Origin of the sequence: Photorhabdus antumapuensis (genome assembly GCF_020387775.1) — a bacterium.
Classification (GTDB): Bacteria; Pseudomonadota; Gammaproteobacteria; order Enterobacterales; family Enterobacteriaceae; genus Photorhabdus; species Photorhabdus antumapuensis.
In genome coordinates, this window is record NZ_JAHZMK010000053.1 from 25,358 (window position 1) to 48,188 (window position 22,831).

Here is a 22,831-nt window from a genome sequence, read left to right on the forward strand (position 1 = left end):
TTAATGTTTGTCTGTGCTCTGCCCCACTGTGGGTGAATGGGTGCTTAACATGATGCTACAAAGAGCATCTCCTGCAATCATCCCGCCCGCGAAAGACTCCAGTCCGTGGGAAGGGTGGTTGCGATACTTTCGTTTTACCCATAAACGACAAATCAACCCAAGGAGAACCATCCAGCCAACAGTAGGTTTAGCTATCAATAGTCCTGTTGCAAGCATGATACCTAATTGGCCTCGAGTGCCACCAATAACTTGTAGTAGTGCGCCCAGTATCACCCAACCGGCGAAATTCATGAAGTTGCTTTGATCTATACTTGTTTTAATAGCCGCAGCATAAGCCAAATTGACTGGGGCAAACAGGTTACGAGCGAACAAATCATGCCAGGTCAGTAGAACAGCTATAATCGCTATGCCAAAACCTAGCATGCCTGCGATCATTTGTTCTCGCCGTCCTCTTTGCTCAAATATGGGATCACGATTATCACCTCTCAATATGTATCCTGCTTTAAGGTCGTAGCCCATATCAGCAAATGCAGGCCCAGTTGCCGATGTAAATGCTGTTAATACGACCAAAGCCTTTACTGGAAAGCCGATCCAGATACCAATCACCAATGATAGTAGAGCTACACCAAACGCAGGCATCCACCCGGTGTTCATGGCTGCGATTCCCACGATGAGCTCATGAAGTAACGCTGAGATCGTGCCAAATACAACAAATCCAATCAACATAGGTAAACTAAGTTGTTCAAACAGCCCCGTCCCTAGAGCAAGTATCATAGCCAAAAGTAGATAGCCCAAACTACCGATACCGAGTAAAGCCCGAAAAGATGAGGTACCAGACTGATCAATCTGATGTTGATGACAACCGGTGGGGATAGTGATATGTGTCTTCTTCCGCTTGTACATGGAAAGGCCAATTTGCAAAACTGCTACCATACCAGCACCAACCAAAATCCCTTCAGGCATTCTCAGGAGACTGATATCCAATGCAAACACAATATAGAGACAGGGAGCCAATAGCAGTCCAGCCGCGAATGACAGCATAGCCGCAAAGCCCCCGATAAAAGCAATACCAGCAGCCGACATTGGCAAACCTAAAAAACTGCCGATAAACCCACTTATCACCCCACAAATTAATGTGATCGTCCGATAACCACCGCGATCAGTGGTTTTGATCACTTCAGCGGTAGCCATCCCAAGGGGCCAAGCGCCTGATGCTGGAAATACCGGAGAGTCAAACATACGATATAGTAGGAAAGCATCCCACAACATAGCCAAACTTATCCCTACCAGTATCGGCATAATGAGTTCAGGCATCTCCATGACGTGCGCGATACCAAGCGGGGCAAGAAGGCTGATGGCAGCCCCAAAAGTGGCAGAGGACATACTGGTTTGCACTAAATTTTGTGCATGAACAGAACGGAAAAGTGTGAATTGATAGATTGGGAGCCGTGCAATAGCCATAGCAACCAGAGCACCAATGATAGACGTGCTTGGTGTGACACCCAGAGTGACAAGTGTTTGGATACCAATTATCGATCCGAGAAAACTTACCAGAATCAATACAACTAACATTAATGGAGAAAACACCCGAGGATGAGATGATGAAACATTCGTCATACGTTGATGGCTTTGTTCTTTCCTCACGGTGCTATTCTCCTAATTTTCAAAGTTGGTAATAATTTCTGTCTCTCTGTAACGCCTATTTTTTCGACTGTTGCCGTTTCAATGTCATCCAAAGGATACACAAAACTGAGAGGGAGATGACTAACAACAACCACATTGCCGCATGGTATCCTTCAATAAAGAACGTATGAAAAACATTCAATGCATCCGCCAAGTCAAGACCCGCATGCTGATGCAAAGCTGAAAGAGCCCCGTCTGGTTCAGCGATAACTTTCTCCACCCATTGGCCAGGAGCCACGCCAAACGTGCCTAACTTGAGTAATAAACTGCTGGTAGCAACTTCCTGATAAAGTAGCAAACCAAAAGCAAGCCCTACGGCCCCGCCAATATTATGCACCGTCCACGACGACCCCATAGCAACCGCTCCCATACGTTCCGGCACAGATGAAAGTGCTGCCACTGTGGATGGCCCCAATACACAAGCCCAACCAATACCCATAAACGTAAACGCAATAGCAATACTGAATAGACTGCTGTATTCGGAAAAGAGTGTCTGAAGGAACGCTGAAATAGCAAAAAATAAAAAGCCGCTGACGAGTATTATTTTGACTCCCATTCGGTCAGTAAGCCGGCCAACAATCGGTGAAAGAAGAGCGACCATTGCTGTAGTAGGCAGCAACATCATGCCTATCTGATATCCCTGGAGAGATTTTATCGTGTATAGGTACAGAGGCATCAGGAAAAAAGCCAAACAGTAAAAAAAGGCCAAGGCAGCATTGGCTATAGCCGCACCAATGAAAGTCCGGTTTTTAAACAGATGGAGCTGAATGATCGGCGAAGAGACCCGTTGCTCAATATGATAAAATATGACCAACGCTATGACCGATATTATTAAAAGACCTAGCGTGGGGAATGACAGCCAACCCCATTCACTACCTAAGCTTAATACAGCAATGCAAGCCGACAGGCCCGTAATCAAAAAAATCAATCCCCCCCAGTCTAACGTGGTCCCTTGTTCCTTATTTCTGGATTCTTTGACGCTCACCGCACAGATTAATAGGCTTAAAACAATCAATGGAACGTTTATCAGGAAAATCCAACGCCAACCCAGAGTGCTGACAATGATTCCTCCTATTACTGGACCAATTGCCAGTCCAAGTCCATTAACCCCAAAGAGCAAACCGATACCTTTTCCACGCTCCTCCTCAGGGAAAGCATTAGAAACTATGGCACCAGAGGCTGTGTATAAGACCGCGCAAGATACCCCCTGAGCAAATCGAAAAGCGATAAGCCAGTTTATATTTGTAACGAGCCCAGCACCGAGTGATGCGAGTCCGAAACATATGACGCCAAGGTAAAGTATGCGTCGACGACCATAGATATCAGCCATACGCCCCATCACAACCATGAAAGCCGATAGTGCCAAGAGAAAAATATTGATAATCCACTGGAGCTCAGCCACTGTAGCATGAAGATCAGCTCTTATTGCGGGCATAGCCGTGTTGACGATAGTAAAGTCAATACAACCAAGAAAGCTCGCAATACTCACACCAGTCAAAACCCACCACTTTCTGTGATTCTCTGAGAAAAAAATCATCAAATAGCCTCCACTCTATTCAGTAGTTCATCTAAAAAATTCCCGGAACCTCATTGAAACAAGCTTGAATATTAGCTTAGCATTAGCATGTGCCGGGAATTTCCTGGAATGACAGACTATGACCTTATCTTCCTTAGTTATTTCATATCTATCAGGTTACTGATGTTTCATGTCTTTTTGATTTATTCCACCATACAATGAATCGCGTCTTCCTGAAGGAATGCATTATTAAGAAAATTTGGTATAGACCGCTTCTTAAAGCGTAGAGATAACCAGCGTTCTTTTCCAGGATATTTTTCAACAACGAAACGCTCGCATGTCGCATTCATAGCCACAGTCATTGGTTGTGGGTAAATGACGAAATCGTAGCCTTTAGCTGCCCAAATCGGCATGATTATGGGACATTCTTCCATAAGATAATTGAAACAACGTATGAACGCCTGGGCGGTATCAATACTTGGGTCCCGCTTTACCATTCGATCAATGAATATGCCTATGGTTTCGTTAATTGCCTCTTTATAGGCCGGATCATTGGCATATAATCCTTCTATATCTTCTCGAAATGCCAAATATGACATATCGTTTAAAGCCTCATCCCAGCGGAGAATATTGTTGGGAATCGAGAGGGCGGCGAGCACTTCAGAATTTCGAGCGATCCAGGAAGTACCCAATTCATATGTAAAACGATAGGCTGCTTCATAACTCATTCCCAGGTAATTATGCCGCTGTAAGGTATCAGCTACCGCGATTGTGCATGAAGAAAACCCACTCTTATTAATCAGATCAATGGTTGCTGCGAGTTTATCGCCTTCGTGATATTTTTGGCCGACACTGATAAGTAAGATGACCTTGCTACCCAACAAGGCCGTTTTTTCTTTATCAAAATTGAATGCAGCTTTTGAAAAGAATGTGTAACTAGCCATATTCTTGCCTCCAAATTGAAGCTTTATTATTCCCTAAGCACCAATAGTGTAATTTGACTTTATTCTCGTCATAAGATGATCTGCATACTCAATATGAGGATATTTTGCCGGATTATCCGCATCCCTAAATATATCTAATGGCGCGATTTGAGCGTGCATACTTGGCTCAAAAAAGAAAGGGATAGCATATCGTTTCTTTCCAGAGCGATTTATTACCCGATGGGGAGTAGAAATAAAGTTATCGTTAGTCATCCATTTGATCATATCTCCGCTATTTAGGATAAAAGAACCCGGTTCAGGTGGAACATCAATCCATTCTCCCTCTTGATTTTTGACTTGCAGTCCCCCAATTGTATCTTGTGCTAATAAGGTCAAAAATCCATAATCCGTATGCGGGGCAATGCCATACTGGTCTTCAGGAATGATGTTTGGCTGTTCCGGGTAATATTGAAGCCTCAAGAAAATAGTCGGTTCCCTGAAATAATTATCTAATGCATTGAGGCTCAGGCCGAACGCCATTGCAAAAACTTGTACCATCCGTTTAGCCAAAGCCTGCATAGATTGATAGTATGTCGTGATCGTCTCCTTGAATTCCGGCATATCTTCAGGCCATTGATTTGGGCCAGCTAAATTTTGTTCTAGTTTAAAGTCTTCACTTTCCTCCGATACTTCATTAGCAATAATAAATGCCTCACTTTGATTTGGCTTACTTGCTTTTTCCAAAGTAGATAATTCAAATCGAGATGTGCTCCTAGGCATATAACCCCGAAAGAACTTATTTTGACGAATTTTTAATTTTTTATTCAGTGGTAGATTGTGGAAATCTCTTGCTGCCTGAAAAGTAGCTTGTACTAAATCTTCTGATATGCCGTGATTAACAAGGTAAGCAAACCCCACATTTGTATATATTTGGCGAACTTGATCAGCAACTGACAATAATCCCGTATCTGTATGGGTAAATATTGGCGCAAGGTCAATATGAGGTATTTTCTCAAAACTTTTCATATCATGACTCTCCCTGATAACTTAATGTCAAATAATGATGAATTCTCTTCTTTAGAATATAAATCATAAGAATATTTACAGGGTAAGCATTCCATCCCATAAAATGGACATTTCATCCCATAAGGGATTTTTATACGTGTAATGAATGAGTTGCCGCAGTTCGCATTTGAAAGGAGAAATCAGCAAGAAAATAGCGTTTATACAAACGCTATTATAGGAAATTAAGGATGGTTCAACCTACCCGCCATCCTTAAAAGTTATTAGCTTAACCAATTATTCCACCGCAACACTTTCATCCTGATCAACCGCAAAACAGGCAATCAGTTGATCATCATATTGATTCAGTTTTGGCTGAAACTGAGTACAAACGCTAAGTGCCCGGCAACAACGCGCCGCAAATGCACAACCGGGTGGTGGATTCATTGGGCTTGGTAATTCGCCGGTCAATTTTATCCGTTCACGGCGTAATTCAGGATTCAGCCTTGGTGTTGCTGATAATAACGCCTGTGTGTAGGGATGACGTGGGTTACGAAAAATCATCTCCTTACTGCCTTTTTCCACGCAACGACCGAGGTACATCACCATCACTTCATCAGCAATATGTTCAACCACAGACAAGTCATGGGAAATAAAGACATAAGAGAGCCCCAACTCTTGTTGTAAGTCCATCATCAGGTTCAACACCTGTGCCCGCACCGAGACATCCAACGCGGAAACCGGTTCATCCGCAATGACCACATCCGGGTCCAACATTAGGCCACGGGCAATCGCAATCCGCTGACGTTGACCACCAGAGAACATGTGCGGATAACGGCTGTAGTGTTCAGTTTTTAGCCCCACTTTTTCCATCATCTGCAACACTTTTTCTTTACGTTCCTGTGCGCTCAACTTGGTATTGATCCGCAGAGGCTCTTCCAGGATCTGCCCAACTTTCTTACGCGGATTAAGTGAACCATAAGGATTTTGAAACACAATCTGGATTTTCTGACGACGTAGCTTTTCAGCGTCTTTATTTGGCACCAGCAAATCTTGTCCCTGATAATAAAGCTCCCCGTCGGTTGGCTTTTCAATCATCGTCAGCAATCGCCCCAGCGTGGATTTACCACACCCCGATTCACCAACAACCGCCAGCGTTTTCCCCTTTTCCAATTCGAAAGAGACGCCATCCAACGCTTTTACCGTTCTAGCAGGTGAAAAGAGCCCCCCTTTAATCGGATAATATTTTTTCAGATCTGTCGCTTTTAATAACGGCACAGTGGATATTTGCCGCGCCGGATAAAGATACTCACTCATATTGTCGGCCTCCCCGCATCATCCAACGGTATATGGCATTTCACCTGACGTTCCCCTACCGTTCTTAATTCCGGTTCCACCTGACGACAATGGTCATTTGCATATGGACAACGTGGATTCAGTAAACACCCGATCGGCCGGTCATATTTCCCCGGCACAACACCCGGTAAAGAAGCAAGACGGGATTTATCCGTAGCAAATTCAGGTAATGCCCGGAGCAACGCCTGAGTATACGGATGACGTGGCGCCCGGAAGATTTCCGATGCCTTGGCGGATTCCACCACCTGCCCAGCATACATCACGATAATATGATGAGCGGCTTCTGCCACTAATGCCAGGTCATGGGTGATTAATATTAGCGCCATATTTTCCCGTTGTTGCAACTCCAACAACAGTTCAATAACCTGCGCCTGAATGGTGACATCCAAAGCGGTTGTCGGCTCATCAGCAATCAGTAATTTTGGTCGGCAGGCAATCGCCATTGCGATCATTACCCGTTGACTCATACCACCCGATAATTGGTGCGGATACACATCCAAACGTGATGCAGGATCAGGGATACCAACCAAGGTCAATAGATCAATCGACCGCTGGCGGCGAGTACGACGATTGCCACCTTGGTGCACTTTCAGTGCTTCCATAATCTGAAACCCAACGGTATAACAGGGATTCAAGCTAGTCATAGGATCTTGGAAGATCATTGCCACTTCCGCACCAACCAGTTGGCGACGCTCTTGTTCGGAAATTTTGGTCAGATCACGCTGGTTAAATTCCAGTTTGTCAGCCATCACTCTACCCGGATAATCAATCAATCCCATTATAGCCAATGAACTGACCGATTTACCTGAACCAGATTCTCCAACAATACCAACGACCTGTCCCTGCTCCACCCGGTAACTGATGCGATCAACAGCGCGGAATGGTGCCTCTTCGTCTCCGAAGTGAACCGATAATTTTTCTACATTCAACAGTGCCATTTCGCCACCTCACTACTGCTTGAGCTTAGGATCAAGCGCATCACGCAAACCATCACCCATCAGGTTAAACGCCAACACTGTCAGCAGAATTGCCACCCCCGGGAATGTCACCACCCACCAGGCACTTTGTGCAAACTGCAATACATCAGACAGCATTGTTCCCCATTCTGGCGTGGGTGGCTGCGCCCCCATCCCCAGAAACCCCAAAGCAGCCATATCAAGAATAGCATTAGAAAAACCCAGAGAAGCCTGCACAATCAGCGGCGCCAGACAGTTAGGCAGGATATTGATAAACATCTGGCGCACAGAACCCGCTCCCGCCACCTGTGAAGCCGTCACATAGTCACGGTTAACTTCTACCAACACCGCAGCGCGAGTTAAACGGATGTAATGTGGCAGGGATACAAAAGTCAACGCCAGTGAAGCATTGACAATGGATGGCCCAAATATCGCCACCAGCACCAAAGCCAGCAGCAGGCTTGGCAATGCCAGCATAATATCAACGATACGCATGATGATAATATCCACCACACCACCGAAATAACCCGCCATCACGCCCAGAACAACCCCCATCAACAGGGATAATACCACTACCAGACAACCTACCAGCAGTGATAGCCGGGCGCCGTACATCAGACGTGAAAGTAAATCACGTCCAACATCATCAGTACCCAGAATAAACTGCCAACTTCCCCCTTCCTGCCATACTGGTGGTGTCAGTAAAGAATCACGGAACTGTTCAGCCGCGCTGTGTGGGGCGAGTACTCCCGCCAACAGAGCAACTAATAACATCAGCACAATATAAACCAGACCAACCACAGCTCCTTTATTGCGCTTAAAGTAATACCAGAACTCCTGCATCGGCGTCATAATCTTAGGCGCACTGTTTGCAGGCTCAGTCACTTGAGACATAATGTGCTCCCTATTTCTTATGCCGGATACGCGGGTTAACGATGCCGTATAGCAAGTCAACTATCAGGTTAACCAAGATGATCATAATCGCCACCAGTAATACGCCGCCCTGAACCACCGGATAATCTCGGCGTTGAAGGGCATCGATCAGCCAGCGTCCAAGCCCCGGCCAAGAGAAGATAGTTTCAGTCAGGATCGCCCCCGCCAGCATAATGCCCACCTGCAAGCCGATAACGGTCACAACCGGCAGCAGCGCATTGCGCAACGCATGAACCACTATCACACGGATGCGGCTCAAACCTTTTGCGCGGGCAGTACGGATATAATCTTCACCTAATACTTCCAACATAGAAGAGCGGGTCATACGGACAATCACCGCCAGAGGAATCGTTCCCAGGACAATGGCAGGTAAGATCATATGCATCACGGCATCTTTGAAATTACCTTCTTCACCCCAGAACAGGGTGTCGAGCAGCATAAAACCCGTCAGCGGATGACTGTCATCAAGGAAAACACTATCACTTATCCGCCCGGACACCGGCGTCAGATCCAACTGGACAGAAACCAGCATGATCAACATGATCCCCCACCAGAAGATCGGCATAGAGTATCCGGTCAGAGAAAGCCCTATCGAAGTATGATCAAAAACAGAACCACGTTTTACCGCCGCTAATACACCAACCGGAATACCGACAGCAATAGCAAACAGCATGGCGCATATCCCCAGTTCAAGAGTTGCCTTGAAACGGGGAACAAACTCTTCCCACACAGAGATACGACTTTTCATGGAGACACCAAGATCACCATGCAACACATTACTTACATAATGAAAGTATTGCTGCCAGAGTGGCTTATCCAGCCCCATTTCAGCCATTAATTGAGCATACCGCTCAGCAGATATTCCACGTTCCCCGGCCATAATGGTCACCGGGTCTCCGGGGATCATATGGACAAAAGCAAAAGTCAGTAAAGTAATGCCAATAAACGTTGGGATTACCAACCCCAGACGTCGGAGTATGAACTGCAACATATCCCGAACTCTCTTTTTTTAAATGCCGGTTACAGCTCTCAGGCCGTTTGGCTTGATAAGGGGGAGGACTTTCCCCCTTTGGCTCACAATTCAATAAACGCCTTTCCTCAACTTTTCTTGTTCGTTTTCCACCGGTTATAACTGTTTGGAGAAAACCACCATCTTCGATTAAAAATCAGGAAGATGGCGTATCACAACAAAGTAAGAACAGAATTATTCGAGATACACGTTATTGAAAAGATGTCTACCCAGAGGATCAACGACATAACCTTTAACTTCTTTACGAATAGGTTCATACACTGTGGAATGAGCCACAATCAGTGCCGGGACCTGTTCGTGCATCACAACCTGCGCCTGTTTGTAAAGCTCGATACGTTTGGCGTGATCAGCAACTATTCGTGCTGGTTGGATAACGTTTTCAAACGGTTTGTAACACCATTTAGAGTAGTTAGAACCTCGCTCTTTGGCCGCGCAGCTAAACAAGGTTGCGAAGAAGTTATCCGGATCACCATTGTCCCCCGTCCAACCCATCATGACAATTTGATGCTCACCATCTTTAGCTCGCTTCAAATATTCGCCCCATTCATAGCTGACAATTTTGGCCTTAACACCAATTTTTGCCCAATCAGCCTGGACCATTTCAGCCATACGACGGGCATTTGGGTTATACGGACGCTGTACCGGCATTGCCCATAGATCAATGGTAAAGCCACTTTCCATCCCTGCTTCTTTTAGTAGCTGTTTCGCCTTTTCCGGATCATATGAATAATCTTTAATATCATTGTTATAACCCCACATAGTTGGCGGAATCAGATTCTTAGCCATCTGGCCCGCTCCTTGATAAACCGCATCAATGATAGCTTTTTTATTAACCGCTATAGCCAACGCCTGGCGAACCTTGACATTATCCAGTGGTTTTTTGGTGACATTGAATGAAACATAGCCAACATTCATACCAGGCTGTTCCAGCAGAACGATATTTTTGTCCTGCTTCATGCGAGCAATATCCGCCGGATTTGGATATGGCATGATCTGACATTCATTTTTCTGTAGTTTTGCATAACGCACAGAAGCATCAGGGGTAATAGAGAAGACCAGCCGGTCAACTTTGGCTTTATCCCCCCAATATTCTTTAAACGCTTTATACAAGATGCGGGAATCTTTCTGATATTGAAGCAACTGGAATGGACCGGTACCAATTGGATTCAGATCGACATTCTCCGGTGTACCGGCTTTCATCATCTTATCTGCATATTCCGCGGACATAATAGAGGCGAAATCCATCCCCAAATCAGCCAAGAATGGAGCTTCCGGGCGACTCAGTTCAATCCGGACCGTATAATCATCTATTTTTTCAACCTTATTGATCATCTCACTCATACCCATACCGATGAAATATTCATAGCTGCCGCCTGAAACCTTATAGTATGGGTGGTTTGTATCTTTTTGGCGCATGAAAGAGTAGATCACATCATCTGCATTGAAGTCACGGGTAGGTTTAAATTCTTTATTGCTGTGCCACTTAACCCCTTTACGCAAATGAAAAATGTAAACTTTAGCGTCATCACTAATATCCCATTTTTCCGCCAGACTCGGGGTAATTTCTGTCGCACCTGTTTTGAACTCAACCAAACGGTTATACAACGGTCTGGAGCTAGCATCATAAGTTGTGCCAGCAGTGAACAGTTGCGGATTAAAGCCTTCCGGTGAGCCTTCGGAACAGTAAACCAATGTTTTTGCCTGAACGCTGGCGGTTACTACCAATGCAACTAAGCTGACCCCTAGCTTCAATAACTTCGCTCTTTTAGAGAAAGTTGTCATTTTCTTGCACTCCATTTGTGATGTTGTTGTATACAGCCAGAACCTGCACTTCCTGTCAGAAACTGCGCTGTTTAGGCTTTGTTTATTATTTTCAGCTTATCAATTAAACAACTGTTGTCTCTTGCGTCAATAAGATCTCAACAGATGTCATAAACAACAGGAAAACACAAAGGAAACTAATAATTAACATAGTTAGCACAAAAATATGACAACGAGCACATTTTATAGACAAAAAGACCATAAAAAGCCCATAGCAACAGTATTAATCACTATTAATCTGTGGGGCAAAATTTGTGGTTGTTTGATTAATTAGTAAACGATTATTTCACTAGAAAAGATGATAACTGGTATAAAATGCTGTGTGCCGAATAAAATCGGCACCTGAAAGGTTAATCAAATAAGTATAACATTAATAATATAAATACATACAAAAACCTGTTACTAGTTTATCTACGTTTTCATCACTTCTGGTTTCACTAATGATTAACTAGTAAATTAACGACCATTGCCATTATCCAGTCTCTATAATGCTATATAGATTTCAAATAACCACCCAATTTTTCAATTCCCCTAATTTTTCCGTCATCTTGCTGGATAACATCCTTATCATAATGTGCTAAATAAACCGCTCCAGATTGGCCAAAGACATCTTTAATTATTCTAATTTCATCATATAAAAAACAACTTCATAGAAAGAAGGTAATTTTCTTAATTCCGCCATAAAATTATTATCGGTGAATAAACCAAGACAGTGATTAATTAGACATACATTATAGACGTGCTTAATGAGTTTATAAGCCTCTCTCTTTATAGCCTTGTAAAAATTCCCCAGTTCAATAATAGACATAACGGTATCACTAATTTACCCTAAATCTGTTGTTAATTTAGCTATTATCGGTCGTAATATTCCATCTATTTATACCTCATTATGCCCTTTTGTCTTTTCTTATCTTACTTAAACCAAGAATAGTTAACAAAGAAACTATAACCGAAGCTGCAATCAAACTTTCAATAGAAAACGCTATACGTGAATCAAGATATTGAAAAAGAATCGTAAATACAGGTATTAGCAGAAATAACAAAGAAACATGAAGGGGGGTAATGGCATTAATTGCCTTCAGTACAAGATAGATTGGAAGCAAGTGTCCGACAGTAACAAGAATAAACATCGGAAGAATCATATCGATATTCAGTGTAAGAGAAACACCGGATAGTGAAATATAACAAAATGAAAGTATCACCATTAAAATACTTCTAACAGACAATATCTCATATGTTTGCCACTTCTCCTTGAATAACTTCTTAGAAAAAATCGTGTATAATACCGTTCCTATAGCACCGATTATCACACTCACAATGCCAATAATCCTATCCTGAATTGAGGTTGATGATAATCCACTATTTCCTAAAAATGCATTTACCAGCATCACACCTACCCCAATGAGAACTAACCAGGATATGACAACTTCCAATTTTTCTGTTTTTGCCTCGTCTTTATCGATAAAAGATGAGAGGAGGATTGTTATCGCAGGACCGCAAGCCACTGAAGCGACACCCACTATTGCAGGCTCAAGAAAACGCAGAGAAATGATTAATCCCCCCCAATTTAATAGAATTGAGACATTAACAATTAACACCAATAAGGTGTTCTTACGGACCTTCACAATTAATTGATCAATCCCTTTGAAAATACTTATCATCATAAATAATAAAGTAGATGATATAAAGCAATAAAAGATAACAATCGCTGAATTTATCGATTGCGTTAAATACGCAACAAACACATCAAATGCTGCACTGATGAGGCAAAAAATAACCCCATATATTACGCCATTATATGAAGACATATATCACCTATTATTTTCTTATTCCAAAAATTAAATTTCCGATATTGAACTGCTTTTATTATTGCAAATTTATCTTTAATCTCCTCACTTCCTATACTTAACGTATCATCAATAATAGAGACGCAATCACCCAACTTAATACCATTGAGATCCATTTTTCCTGCAAAATGTTCAGAACTGATCTGTACAACAGTATTATTCATCTCATTCAAACAATAGGGATACCATCCAGCCATTGCTAATGGTATTCCTGTAAAGAGAGAGATAGCTGTTGCCAGTGACATTCACACTTCGAAAATACTCGACTACCGTTTATTCTAAATTTATTAATTTCGAGTAAAAGCATGTTACCTATATCACTTAATTTCACAGTTATATTCCATTCAATGTTTATAGAAGATAATATTCATACACCATTCTTATATTTTTTCAAACAAGTCATTCAATGAATGAGATATATTTCTCAGATGAATGAATTAAATATCATTGATAGTAATTAAATGTTATTTTTTACTATGATATTATTACTCTAATCCACCTTTTTTTAATTATTTGTTTTTTAAGTATTTAATTTATCTACCAAAGCCTATAAGTTTACGGACGAAAAATAGTTACAGGCTCTTGCCATTAATTTAGCCATATGAACAGAATATCTGTCGGTATACTCAAATAAAATCGCCGCCTGACTAATATGGCGAAGCATGTTGATGTAAAGTTAAAAATACAGCATTAAGCGTTGTTATCCGAACAACCTTCTTATTAGAGAATGCTATCTATTCCCAAGGGTGACAATGCATTTTTATACCCGATTTTCGTCTCACTTTTTTAACAGTAGCCAAAACGGGTAAAGACTCATTTAACATCAATTCATCTATCGGTTCGAAATGCGGTTTATCTAACTCTGACTTTCGATAGTTTTTGACATTTTTACGAGATTAAGTTAGATCAAATTTATGTATAAATATTTTAATGGATATATAATAAATCTATATAAAAATTAAAAAATTTATATCAGGCTTATGCAGGATTACATTAAAAAATGGAAAGTCAATCGAAATGTTATCTACTGAAAAAAAATGCTTAAAAGAAACGAATAATCAAATATTATCAGTCCATTCAGCATGGCTACACGAGAATTCAGCATCATTTACTGTCCAAGGTGAAACCTCTCGTTGTGACCAAATTATTCAGAGAGGTGATCATGCACTAGTAGGGATAAGCCCCTTCAACTCGCGTTTTTCAAAGGACTATGTTGTGGATCTTATTCAGTGGTCAAATCATTATTTCCGACAAGTCGACATATTGTTACCTTGTGAACGTGAAGCTTCACGCCTTTTAGTCGCTAGTGGAATTGATGATGCTAAAGCTATCAAGAAAACACATCGCGAAATTAGACGTCATTTACGTAACCTTGATTATGTTATTTCCATAGCAACGTCAAAAAGTAAGCCCATCAGAGTTATTCAATTTAGCGACTTTGCACTAAACCATGATTATCAATCTCTTAAAACGCAAATTGAAAATGCTTTCAATGAATCAGAATCTTTTAAAAAAATCTGCCTTGATATGTCTTTTCAAGCCATAAAAGGGCGACTAAAAGGTACTGGGCAATATTTTGGTCAAATTGACCTACAATTAGTATATAAAGCGTTACCATATATTTTTGCTGAAATTCCCTTTTACCTCGATACCCCTCGATTACTTGGGGTAAAGTATTCTACGTTGCTCTATCACCGCCCTTGGCCAATCGGAAAAGGGTTGTTTAATGGTAGTTATCCTATACAAGTAGGAGATAAACAAAGTTACGGAATCGTCACTCAATTATAAAAAACAAAGAACCTGATGAGATAGTAACTGTGTTTAAAATTAATAGGCTCTTAGTACTAAATATCCTTAGAAAGGAAGCAAAATAATGGCTCAATTAAGTTCTTTCAGCATTCAAGATCCAAAATTTATAAAAAACCCTTACGATTTTTACAACATCTTGCATAAGCAAGATTTAGTTTATTTTGATCAATCTCGAAACGGCTATTTTATTGGCAAATATGAGGACGTTGACGCTATTTTAAAATCCTCAATTTTCAAGACGAAGCCATTAACTGAACCGGAATCGGTTATGGGGGATCGCGTTCTTATTCAAATGGAAGATAAAGAACATACGTGTAAACGAAAACTCATGATGCAAGGGCTTTCAAGAGATCATTTTAATAGTCACTACGAACCCATGATTCGAAAGATTACTGAAGATCTCTTACAACCTCATCTAGAAAAAGGGAATATAGATATTGTTAATGATTTTGGCCGAGATTACGCCGTATTAGTGACATTAGATATTCTTGGATTGCCAAGTGATAACTATCGTGACATAGCTGAATGGCACAAGGGTATCACCAATTTTGTTACCCAGTTTGACCAAACAGAGCCAGAAAAAATACACAGCCTTGAATGTGGTCAGAAATTGATTCGCTTACTAAATCCTATAGTAGAACAGAGGAGACGGTGTAATCCCAATGGGGATATTATATCTATATTCTGTCAAGATACAGAGATGTCCATAAGTGAAATTACAGCACTGTGTTTAAACATCCTATTAGCAGCTATAGAACCTGCTGACAAGATATTAGCAATGATGCTTAATCATTTAATATCTAATCCGAATATGCTTGAGGCAGTGGTTAAAAATCGCAGTCTAGTTCGAGATGCATTTGAAGAAACCTTACGTCTGACGCCACCAGTACAGTTAATTCCAAGAGAAGCGGATGAAGATATCACCATTTCCGGTATCGATATTCCCAAAGGCGCTTTAGTATTTTGTATGATTGGTGCAGCTAATCGTGATCCATCGGTTTTTCACAAACCAAATGAATTTGATCTATATCGAAGAAAGAATACAACTTCGCAACAGAAAACAAATCGAAAGAGACATTTAGCTTTTGGTGCAGGCACTCATGCTTGTATGGCGGCTGCATTTGCACTCAGTCAGTTGGAAGTTTCATCCAATATTATTTTGGATCACCTACACAATTTACGTTTTGCTGATAACTATCATTATCAAGAAATAGGCGTATATACACGAGGACCTTCCAAACTCCTTTTGAGTTTTGATCCAATAATATCGTCTACTTCAGGGAATAGTTGCTCTGATCTGAAAATCACTATGGCGACAATGGAATAGAAACATAAATTTCATGCTGCGGTATAACAAAGAACACTGTCAGCTATACAGTGCAGTGACATAATGGTGAATATGTGGTAGTTCTGGAAAAACATCAGGCTTGTATGAAATAGTTCAGAATATCCATCTGAGATACTGTTCAAAGGGATGCCGGAAGTAGGCATCCCTTAAAATAGTCAGGAGATACCTACATTTTATTATAGAAAAAGGTGACTCATGATGATGAATAAAGTCAATAATAAAATAAATTAAACTGACTACCTTATACATTGACGCCTTGATGTTCAATGTATATGATGCCGTTATGAACAAGTCTAAAAAAACACTTAACACTGTTGGGCGAACAACCGTGGACTACACTGATCGAATGTATTGGAATGGCATCATTAAGATGAGCTTATCCAAGTTTTTCATTCTCAGTGCCCTACAACAACGGCCTATGCACGGTTACGAAATTGCCCGTGAGGTTGAACGTTCTACCCAAGGGTGTTGTTCACCTACTGAAGGTACAATTTATCCGGTGCTGCGTGAATTTGAGCAGGGAGAATATGTAACGGTACACAATGAAACCGTTGCAGGCCGTGGACGCAAAGTATACACATTAACAGACAAAGGGCGCACAGCTTTTGCTGTCGCTGTAGAAGCTTGGATGGAAGTTGCTACACATATCAATCGTCAGCAATGACGGTTTTTTTTGACTTAATACATTGCACATCTATGCATTGATCAGGAATATGAGAATCTATTGTAAATCTAGCGCCAAAATTACCGAAACGTAATATCAGCCTGATGATGATTTAATTCAAAGGAGATAAATATGAATGAACAATCATTTAAACAGAGGATTGAAGAAGTACAACATTATTATGGCAAAACCCTGTCGAGTAGAGAGGATCTTGCTATAAATGTATGCACTGTGGACAACACCACTTCAGACAGAATCAAAGAAGTTCTTAAGCTTATCCATCCTGATGTACAGAGCCGTTTTTATGGTTGTGGTACGCCTTTTCCTCCCTTGCTAGAAGGAACGACAGTATTAGACTTGGGATGTGGGAGTGGACGGGACTGTTTTATTCTATCTCACCTCGTAGGTACTGAAGGTAAAGTTATTGGTATTGATGCAACGACAGAACAAATCGAGTTTGCCCAGAGTTTTGTGGATTATCATCGTCAAACCTTTAACTATCCATCCACCAATGTGCATTTTCAACAAGGCTATATCGAGTCACTAGAGGAACTTGATTTACCACCTGAAAGTATAGACGTTATCGTCTCAAACTGTGTCATCAACCTATCTATATCCAAAGCAAGCGTGTTGGCAGGTATGGCCCGTTTACTCAAATCTGGCGGTGAAATCTATTTTTCTGACATTTTTTTAGATAGAAGGCTGGAGCAATCACTGAAAAATGACGCACAAATTGTTTGTGAGTGTATCGGTGACGCGATGTACTTTGAAGATTTCATACGGCTGGCAAGAACAGCCGGTTTTCATGATGTTCGTGTCATTAATAGCAGTTTGAAATCTATGAATAATAAGGAGATCGAAGCGAAGCTAGGCGGTGCAAAACTGTATTCAATGACGTTAAGGCTGTTCAAATTAGACTTGGAAGATCGCGGCGAGGACTATGGCCAAGTTGCAATTTATAAAGGCAATTTACCAGATGCACCTGATCAATTTATGCTTGATCAAGAACATATTTTTGAGACCGGCAGAGCTGTCCCCGTATGCCGCAATACTGCTGATATGATCAGCAAAAGTCGTTACCATACACTCTTTGATTTAATTGGTGATGGGAAAAAACACTATGGCCTTTTCAATTGTGGAAAGCCGAACAATTTTGATGCGGATATTAATGTCATTCAAACCTATGCACCAAGTGGCTGTGGCTGTTAGAGTAAACGCCAGATGACAAAAAGCCTTACAGCAACACTGTAAGGCTTTTCTATTTTCTTTAAGTCTACGGCTTATTCAATAAACCCTAAACTCTAAATTGGTCGGCGAGAGAGGATTCGAACCTCCGACCCACTGGTCCCAAACCAGTTGCGCTACCAAGCTGCGCTACTCGCCGAAAACGAGGCGAATCTTACTGCGCTCGCTACAAGCCGTCAATACCTTTTTGATAATCATAGGTTAGTTGCTGATAAAAACAACGGGAACTCAGCTATATTGGATTCTCACACGTTTTGAACAATTTATTCATCGAATAGATCGGAATGTCTTCCTATTCGCTCAAATCTGACAACATCACCAACCACCGTGTAAATCAATAACCAATCAGGCTCAATGTGAGCATCACGGAACTCCTTCCATTCGCCACGAAGAGGATGATCCAGATAGCTAACAGGCAGTGACCTGCCATCAATCAACAAACTCATTAGGCGTTTAAGTTTGTTCATATCTTTACCACGTTTTTGTGCGGATTTCACATCACGCCTGAATTGGCTTGAATTGGCTTGAATATTTTGGCTGGCGCATCAGATACCAAGTTGATCGAATAAATCATTAGCATCCTTTGCTTGATGGATATCTTCACCGCGATCACTCTTAGCCAAAGTTTCGGCTGTTAATTTATTAGGCACTCGCATTTCAAACGGCAATGCTTTTTCCTTTAAAAGTAAAGCGTGGCTCAACTGAGCCACAAAGTCAATGTAAGGGATATTAGATTCCAACCATTGCATTCCACAACAGCCGGAACTGGCTATTTCAGATCATTATTGCAGTAACGAAATATCAGCAACTCTCAGGAACAGATCACGCAACTCACTTAACAGAGTTAAGCGGTTCACGCGCACCTGCTGGTCTTCATCCATCACCATCACATTGTCAAAGAAAGCATCAACAACTTCACGCAGAGATGCCAATTCAACTAACGCCTCCTGATAGCGTCCTTCAGCAAATAAAGGCGCCAGCTTATCCTGTAAAACCACCAGATACGTTGCCAGTTTCACCTCTTCCGGCGCTTTCAGCACAGAAGCACTCACTTTCTCATTCAGTGTCTCTTCAGACTTCGCCAGAATGTTAGAAACGCGCTTATTCGCGGCTGCCAGCGCTGTCGCTTCATCCAATGTACGGAAGTAAGTCACCGCTTTAACACGGGCATCGAAATCAGCCGGTTGCGTTGGACGACGCGCCAATACCGCCTGAATGGTATCAATGCTGTAGCCCTGCTCCTGATACCAGGCGCGGAAACGGCCAAGCATAAATTCAACCACGTCATCCGTAACCTTGGCATTGGTCAGCTTGTCGCCATACAGGAGAACCGCTTCTTCTGTCAGTGTCTGCAAATCCAGTGGCAATTTTTTCTCAACGATAATACGCAGAGCACCCAACGCAGCACGACGCAACGCAAATGGATCTTTATCGCCTTTCGGATGCTGACCAATACCAAAAATACCCGCCTGAGTATCCATTTTGTCAGCAATCGCTAATGCACAAGATATACCGGTAGACGGCAACTCATCACCGGCAAAACGCGGTTGATACTGCTCATTCAATGCCAGAGCAACATCCTCTGCTTCACCGTCATGACGGGCGTAATGCATTCCCATCACACCTTGCGTATCAGTGAACTCAAATACCATGTTGGTCATCAAATCACATTTAGACAACAAACCAGCACGGGTAGCATGATTCACATCAGAGCCGATCTTCTCTGCAATCCAACCAGCCAACGCCTGAATACGATCGGTTTTATCACGCAAAGTACCAAGTTGTTTCTGGAACAAAACCGTCTCCAGACGAGGTAGATTATCTTCCAGACGCTGTTTACGATCCGTCTTAAAGAAGAACTCCGCATCAGCCAGACGCGGGCGAACCACTTTTTCGTTACCAGAAATGATTTGCTGTGGATCAGAAGATTCAATGTTGGCAACAAAGATAAAGTTCGCCATCAACTTGCCGGCATTGTCATAAACCGGGAAGTATTTCTGGTCACCTTTCATGGTGTAAACCAATGCTTCGGCTGGCACTTCAAGGAATTTCTCTTCAAATTTCGCCGTCAGCACAACCGGCCATTCAACCAATGAAGTCACTTCTTCCAGCAGACTGTCACTGATATCAGCAATGCCGCCCAACTTAATCGCGGCCTGTTCTACATCTTGCTTAATGAGTGCCTTACGGGTTGTATAATCTGCAAGCACTTTACTGCGTTGCTGCAAAATCGCTGGATATTGTTCCGCGTTATCAATCGTAAACTCAGATTCACCCATAAAACGGTGACCACGGATGATACGTGCAGATTTAATGCCCAGAATTTCGCCTTCAATCAGTTCATCACCAAACAACATGGTAACGGTATGAACTGGGCGAACAAACTGAGTCTCTTTATCGCTCCAACGCATCAGTTTAGGAATCGGCAACTTATTTAGTGCATTGTTGACCATAGCTGCCAGCAACTCTTTGACACTACGGCCTTTAACCAGAGCGCGATACAATAGCCATTCGCCTTTATCCGTCACTAAACGTTCAGCCTGAGCAGCCGTAATACCACAACCGCGAGCCCAACCCTCAGCCGCTTTTGTCGGTTTACCCTCAGCATCAAATGCCTGAGCAATCGCTGGACCGCGTTTTTCTACTTCACGATCAGCTTGCGCCTCATCCAAATTAGCAACTTTCAGTGCCAGACGGCGCGGCGTTGCAAACCAACTCACTTCACCATACGCTAAATTCGCGTTATCCAACTCCGTCGCAAAATTAGCAGCAAATGCTTCAGCCAGTGAACGAAGAGCCTTCGGCGGCAACTCTTCGGTGCCGATTTCCACCAGGAAAGTCTGTTGAGTCATGACAGCCTCTTAGTTCTGATTCTTTTTACACATAGGGAAGCCTAACGCCTCGCGGGAGGCATAGTAAGCTTCGGCAACAGCTTTGGTCAGGGTGCGAATACGCAGGATATAACGCTGGCGTTCAGTCACCGAGATAGCTTTACGGGCATCTAGCAAGTTGAATGTATGACCCGCTTTGAGAATACGTTCATAAGCTGGCAGCGGCAGCGGTGTTTCCAGCGCCAGCAGGTCCTGAGCCTCTTTTTCATATTGTTCGAAACAGGTAAACAGGAAATTGACATCTGCATGTTCAAAATTATAAGTGGATTGTTCCACTTCATTTTGATGATAAATATCGCCATAAGTGGTTTTGCCCAGTGGGCCATCGCACCAAACCAGATCATAAACACTGTCCACGCCTTGGATATACATTGCCAGACGCTCAAGACCATAAGTAATTTCACCAGTGACTGGTTTACACTCAATACCACCTACCTGCTGGAAGTAAGTGAACTGAGTCACTTCCATGCCGTTAAGCCACACTTCCCAACCCAATCCCCAAGCGCCTAACGTTGGGTTTTCCCAGTTATCTTCAACAAAACGGATGTCATGAACCGTTGGGTCTAACCCTAGCTCCTTCAGAGAATCCAGATATAATTCCTGAATATTGTCTGGGGATGGTTTAATAATGACCTGAAACTGATAGTAATGTTGTAAACGGTTAGGGTTTTCACCATAACGACCATCGGTCGGACGACGGGAAGGTTGCACATAAGCGGCAGCAATGGGCTCTGGGCCAAGTGCTCGCAGACAAGTTATTGGATGAGAAGTACCAGCACCGACTTCCATGTCCAGTGGTTGGACAATGGTACAGCCCTGGCGTGCCCAATAATCCTGTAATGTCAGGATCAGCCCCTGAAAGGTCTTGGTATCAAACTTTTGCATGTTGGATCCGCACGCGATACATATGAATTTGAAAGGAAGTGGGTCAGTATACCCTTTGACCTTAAGATATACAGCACTGAATTCGCTCTTAATTTCGCCTTGAAATAAAAAAATCTCAATTTGGTTATTTTACTTGTATATCTATACAGTTAAGGTACTGTCAATTATTAACCATCAACATCGGGAATAATCATCATGGAATTAACACGCTGTCATTGGGTGACCTCTGATCCTGAATATTTGGCTTACCATGACAATGAATGGGGGAAACCTCTAAAAGATAGCCAAAAGCTGTTTGAAATGATTTGTCTGGAAGGACAACAATCTGGGCTGTCATGGCTGACTATTCTGAAAAAACGTGAAGGCTATCGCCAATGTTTTCATCAGTTTGACCCGGCAAAAATTGCCGTCATGGATGAAAATGATGTAGAACGGCTGATGCTTGATCCCGCTATTGTCCGCAATCGCGCCAAAATTAACGCCATTATCAACAATGCGCGGGCATATCTTAAAATGCAACAACAGGGTGAGGAATTTAGCGCCTTTATCTGGCGTTTTGTTGATAACAAACCCATTATTAATCATTGGGAAACCTCTACAGAGATGCCGGTAAAAACAGATCTTTCAGATGAGTTATCACAAGCACTCAAAAAAAGAGGGTTCAAATTTATCGGCAGCACCACTTGCTATGCATTTATGCAAGCTACCGGTTTGGTCAATGACCATATAATAAACTGTTTATGTAGAAAATAAATTCAGTGAATTACTATCGCACTTAAGATTAATATGAATAATAAAGCTGGATGTTAACCAAACATTTAGTTCTTTATTTTAAATGCTAAATTAAACGCAATATTAAATAACCAATAGTCATAATTTTCCAGATTGCACCCTAATAGTGCGCGGAGTATGGTGTTATGTC

Annotated in this window: 19 protein-coding genes, 1 tRNA gene and 1 pseudogene; 5 read left to right on the top strand and 16 right to left on the bottom strand. The window is 42.2% G+C overall.

All coding sequences use genetic code 11. The features are described from left to right. The 11 genes and pseudogenes from KZ793_RS19440 to KZ793_RS19490 all read right to left on the bottom strand — a co-directional run. Positions 1–1,644 carry an OPT/YSL family transporter gene (locus KZ793_RS19440; RefSeq protein WP_225816828.1) on the bottom strand — a complete coding sequence of 548 codons (1,644 nt, stop codon included), beginning with the start codon at positions 1,642–1,644 and terminating at the stop codon, positions 1–3. Positions 1,645–1,699: 55 nt separating this feature from the next. Next, a complete protein-coding gene (locus KZ793_RS19445; RefSeq protein WP_225816829.1) occupies positions 1,700–3,220 on the bottom strand; it encodes an MFS transporter in 1,521 nt (506 codons plus the stop codon). Positions 3,221–3,402: 182 nt separating this feature from the next. Next, the gene (locus KZ793_RS19450; RefSeq protein ID WP_225816830.1) at positions 3,403–4,143 is read right to left on the bottom strand and encodes a tRNA-dependent cyclodipeptide synthase; all 741 of its coding nucleotides are present in this window, start codon (positions 4,141–4,143) and stop codon (positions 3,403–3,405) included. Between the two features lie 33 nt (positions 4,144–4,176). After that, a complete protein-coding gene (locus tag KZ793_RS19455; protein WP_225816831.1) occupies positions 4,177–5,148 on the bottom strand; it encodes an isopenicillin N synthase family dioxygenase in 972 nt (323 codons plus the stop codon). A 273-nt stretch (positions 5,149–5,421) separates the two neighbouring features. Next, positions 5,422–6,441, bottom strand: a complete 1,020-nt coding sequence (gene dppF, locus KZ793_RS19460; protein WP_225816832.1) for a dipeptide ABC transporter ATP-binding subunit DppF — start codon at positions 6,439–6,441, stop codon at positions 5,422–5,424. Beyond that, positions 6,438–7,418, bottom strand: coding sequence for a dipeptide ABC transporter ATP-binding protein (dppD, locus tag KZ793_RS19465; RefSeq protein ID WP_225816833.1), 981 nt, complete (start codon positions 7,416–7,418; stop codon positions 6,438–6,440). Before dppD ends, dppF begins: the two co-directional genes overlap by 4 nt. 12 nt (positions 7,419–7,430) lie before the next feature. Next, a complete protein-coding gene (dppC, locus tag KZ793_RS19470; protein ID WP_225816834.1) occupies positions 7,431–8,330 on the bottom strand; it encodes a dipeptide ABC transporter permease DppC in 900 nt (299 codons plus the stop codon). Between the two features lie 10 nt (positions 8,331–8,340). Continuing rightward, entirely contained in the window at positions 8,341–9,360 is a 1,020-nt protein-coding gene (dppB, locus tag KZ793_RS19475; RefSeq protein ID WP_118985249.1) for a dipeptide ABC transporter permease DppB, read from the bottom strand. 213 nt (positions 9,361–9,573) lie between these two features. After that, a complete protein-coding gene (dppA, locus tag KZ793_RS19480; RefSeq protein WP_225816835.1) occupies positions 9,574–11,181 on the bottom strand; it encodes a dipeptide ABC transporter periplasmic-binding protein DppA in 1,608 nt (535 codons plus the stop codon). 926 nt (positions 11,182–12,107) lie between these two features. Beyond that, positions 12,108–13,028 (bottom strand): EamA family transporter, encoded by a 921-nt coding sequence (locus KZ793_RS19485; RefSeq protein WP_225816836.1) that lies wholly within the window; start codon positions 13,026–13,028, stop codon positions 12,108–12,110. 44 nt (positions 13,029–13,072) lie between these two features. Further along, positions 13,073–13,306 (bottom strand): annotated as a pseudogene (locus KZ793_RS19490) (adenine phosphoribosyltransferase); the annotation flags it as partial. A 778-nt stretch (positions 13,307–14,084) separates the two neighbouring features. Between KZ793_RS19490 and KZ793_RS19495 the strand changes: the two are divergent. The 4 genes from KZ793_RS19495 to KZ793_RS19510 all read left to right on the top strand — a co-directional run bounded on the left by KZ793_RS19495 (position 14,085) and on the right by KZ793_RS19510 (position 18,097). Further along, the gene (locus tag KZ793_RS19495; protein ID WP_225816838.1) at positions 14,085–14,855 is read left to right on the top strand and encodes a tRNA-dependent cyclodipeptide synthase; all 771 of its coding nucleotides are present in this window, start codon (positions 14,085–14,087) and stop codon (positions 14,853–14,855) included. An 85-nt stretch (positions 14,856–14,940) separates the two neighbouring features. Beyond that, entirely contained in the window at positions 14,941–16,203 is a 1,263-nt protein-coding gene (locus KZ793_RS19500) for a cytochrome P450, cyclodipeptide synthase-associated (protein WP_225816839.1), read from the top strand. Between the two features lie 304 nt (positions 16,204–16,507). Further along, positions 16,508–16,888 carry a PadR family transcriptional regulator gene (locus KZ793_RS19505; RefSeq protein WP_225816840.1) on the top strand — a complete coding sequence of 127 codons (381 nt, stop codon included), beginning with the start codon at positions 16,508–16,510 and terminating at the stop codon, positions 16,886–16,888. 132 nt (positions 16,889–17,020) lie between these two features. Next, on the top strand, positions 17,021–18,097 hold the full coding sequence (locus KZ793_RS19510; protein ID WP_225816841.1) for a methyltransferase domain-containing protein: 1,077 nt from the start codon (positions 17,021–17,023) through the stop codon (positions 18,095–18,097). A gap of 98 nt (positions 18,098–18,195) precedes the next feature. Here the strand turns inward: KZ793_RS19510 and KZ793_RS19515 are convergent. The 5 genes from KZ793_RS19515 to glyQ form a co-directional block, all read right to left on the bottom strand. Next, positions 18,196–18,272: transfer RNA gene (locus tag KZ793_RS19515), tRNA-Pro, on the bottom strand. Positions 18,273–18,396: 124 nt separating this feature from the next. Then, positions 18,397–18,663 (bottom strand): type II toxin-antitoxin system YafQ family toxin, encoded by a 267-nt coding sequence (locus KZ793_RS19520; protein ID WP_225816893.1) that lies wholly within the window; start codon positions 18,661–18,663, stop codon positions 18,397–18,399. Between the two features lie 15 nt (positions 18,664–18,678). After that, the gene (locus KZ793_RS19525) at positions 18,679–18,882 is read right to left on the bottom strand and encodes a type II toxin-antitoxin system RelB/DinJ family antitoxin (protein WP_225816842.1); all 204 of its coding nucleotides are present in this window, start codon (positions 18,880–18,882) and stop codon (positions 18,679–18,681) included. Between the two features lie 33 nt (positions 18,883–18,915). Continuing rightward, positions 18,916–20,985, bottom strand: coding sequence for a glycine--tRNA ligase subunit beta (glyS, locus tag KZ793_RS19530; RefSeq protein WP_225816843.1), 2,070 nt, complete (start codon positions 20,983–20,985; stop codon positions 18,916–18,918). 9 nt (positions 20,986–20,994) lie between these two features. Further along, positions 20,995–21,909 (bottom strand): glycine--tRNA ligase subunit alpha, encoded by a 915-nt coding sequence (glyQ, locus tag KZ793_RS19535; protein ID WP_225816844.1) that lies wholly within the window; start codon positions 21,907–21,909, stop codon positions 20,995–20,997. A gap of 195 nt (positions 21,910–22,104) precedes the next feature. Between glyQ and KZ793_RS19540 the strand changes: the two genes are divergently transcribed. Continuing rightward, positions 22,105–22,662, top strand: a complete 558-nt coding sequence (locus KZ793_RS19540; RefSeq protein WP_225816845.1) for a DNA-3-methyladenine glycosylase I — start codon at positions 22,105–22,107, stop codon at positions 22,660–22,662. The last annotated feature ends 169 nt before the right edge of the window (positions 22,663–22,831 follow it).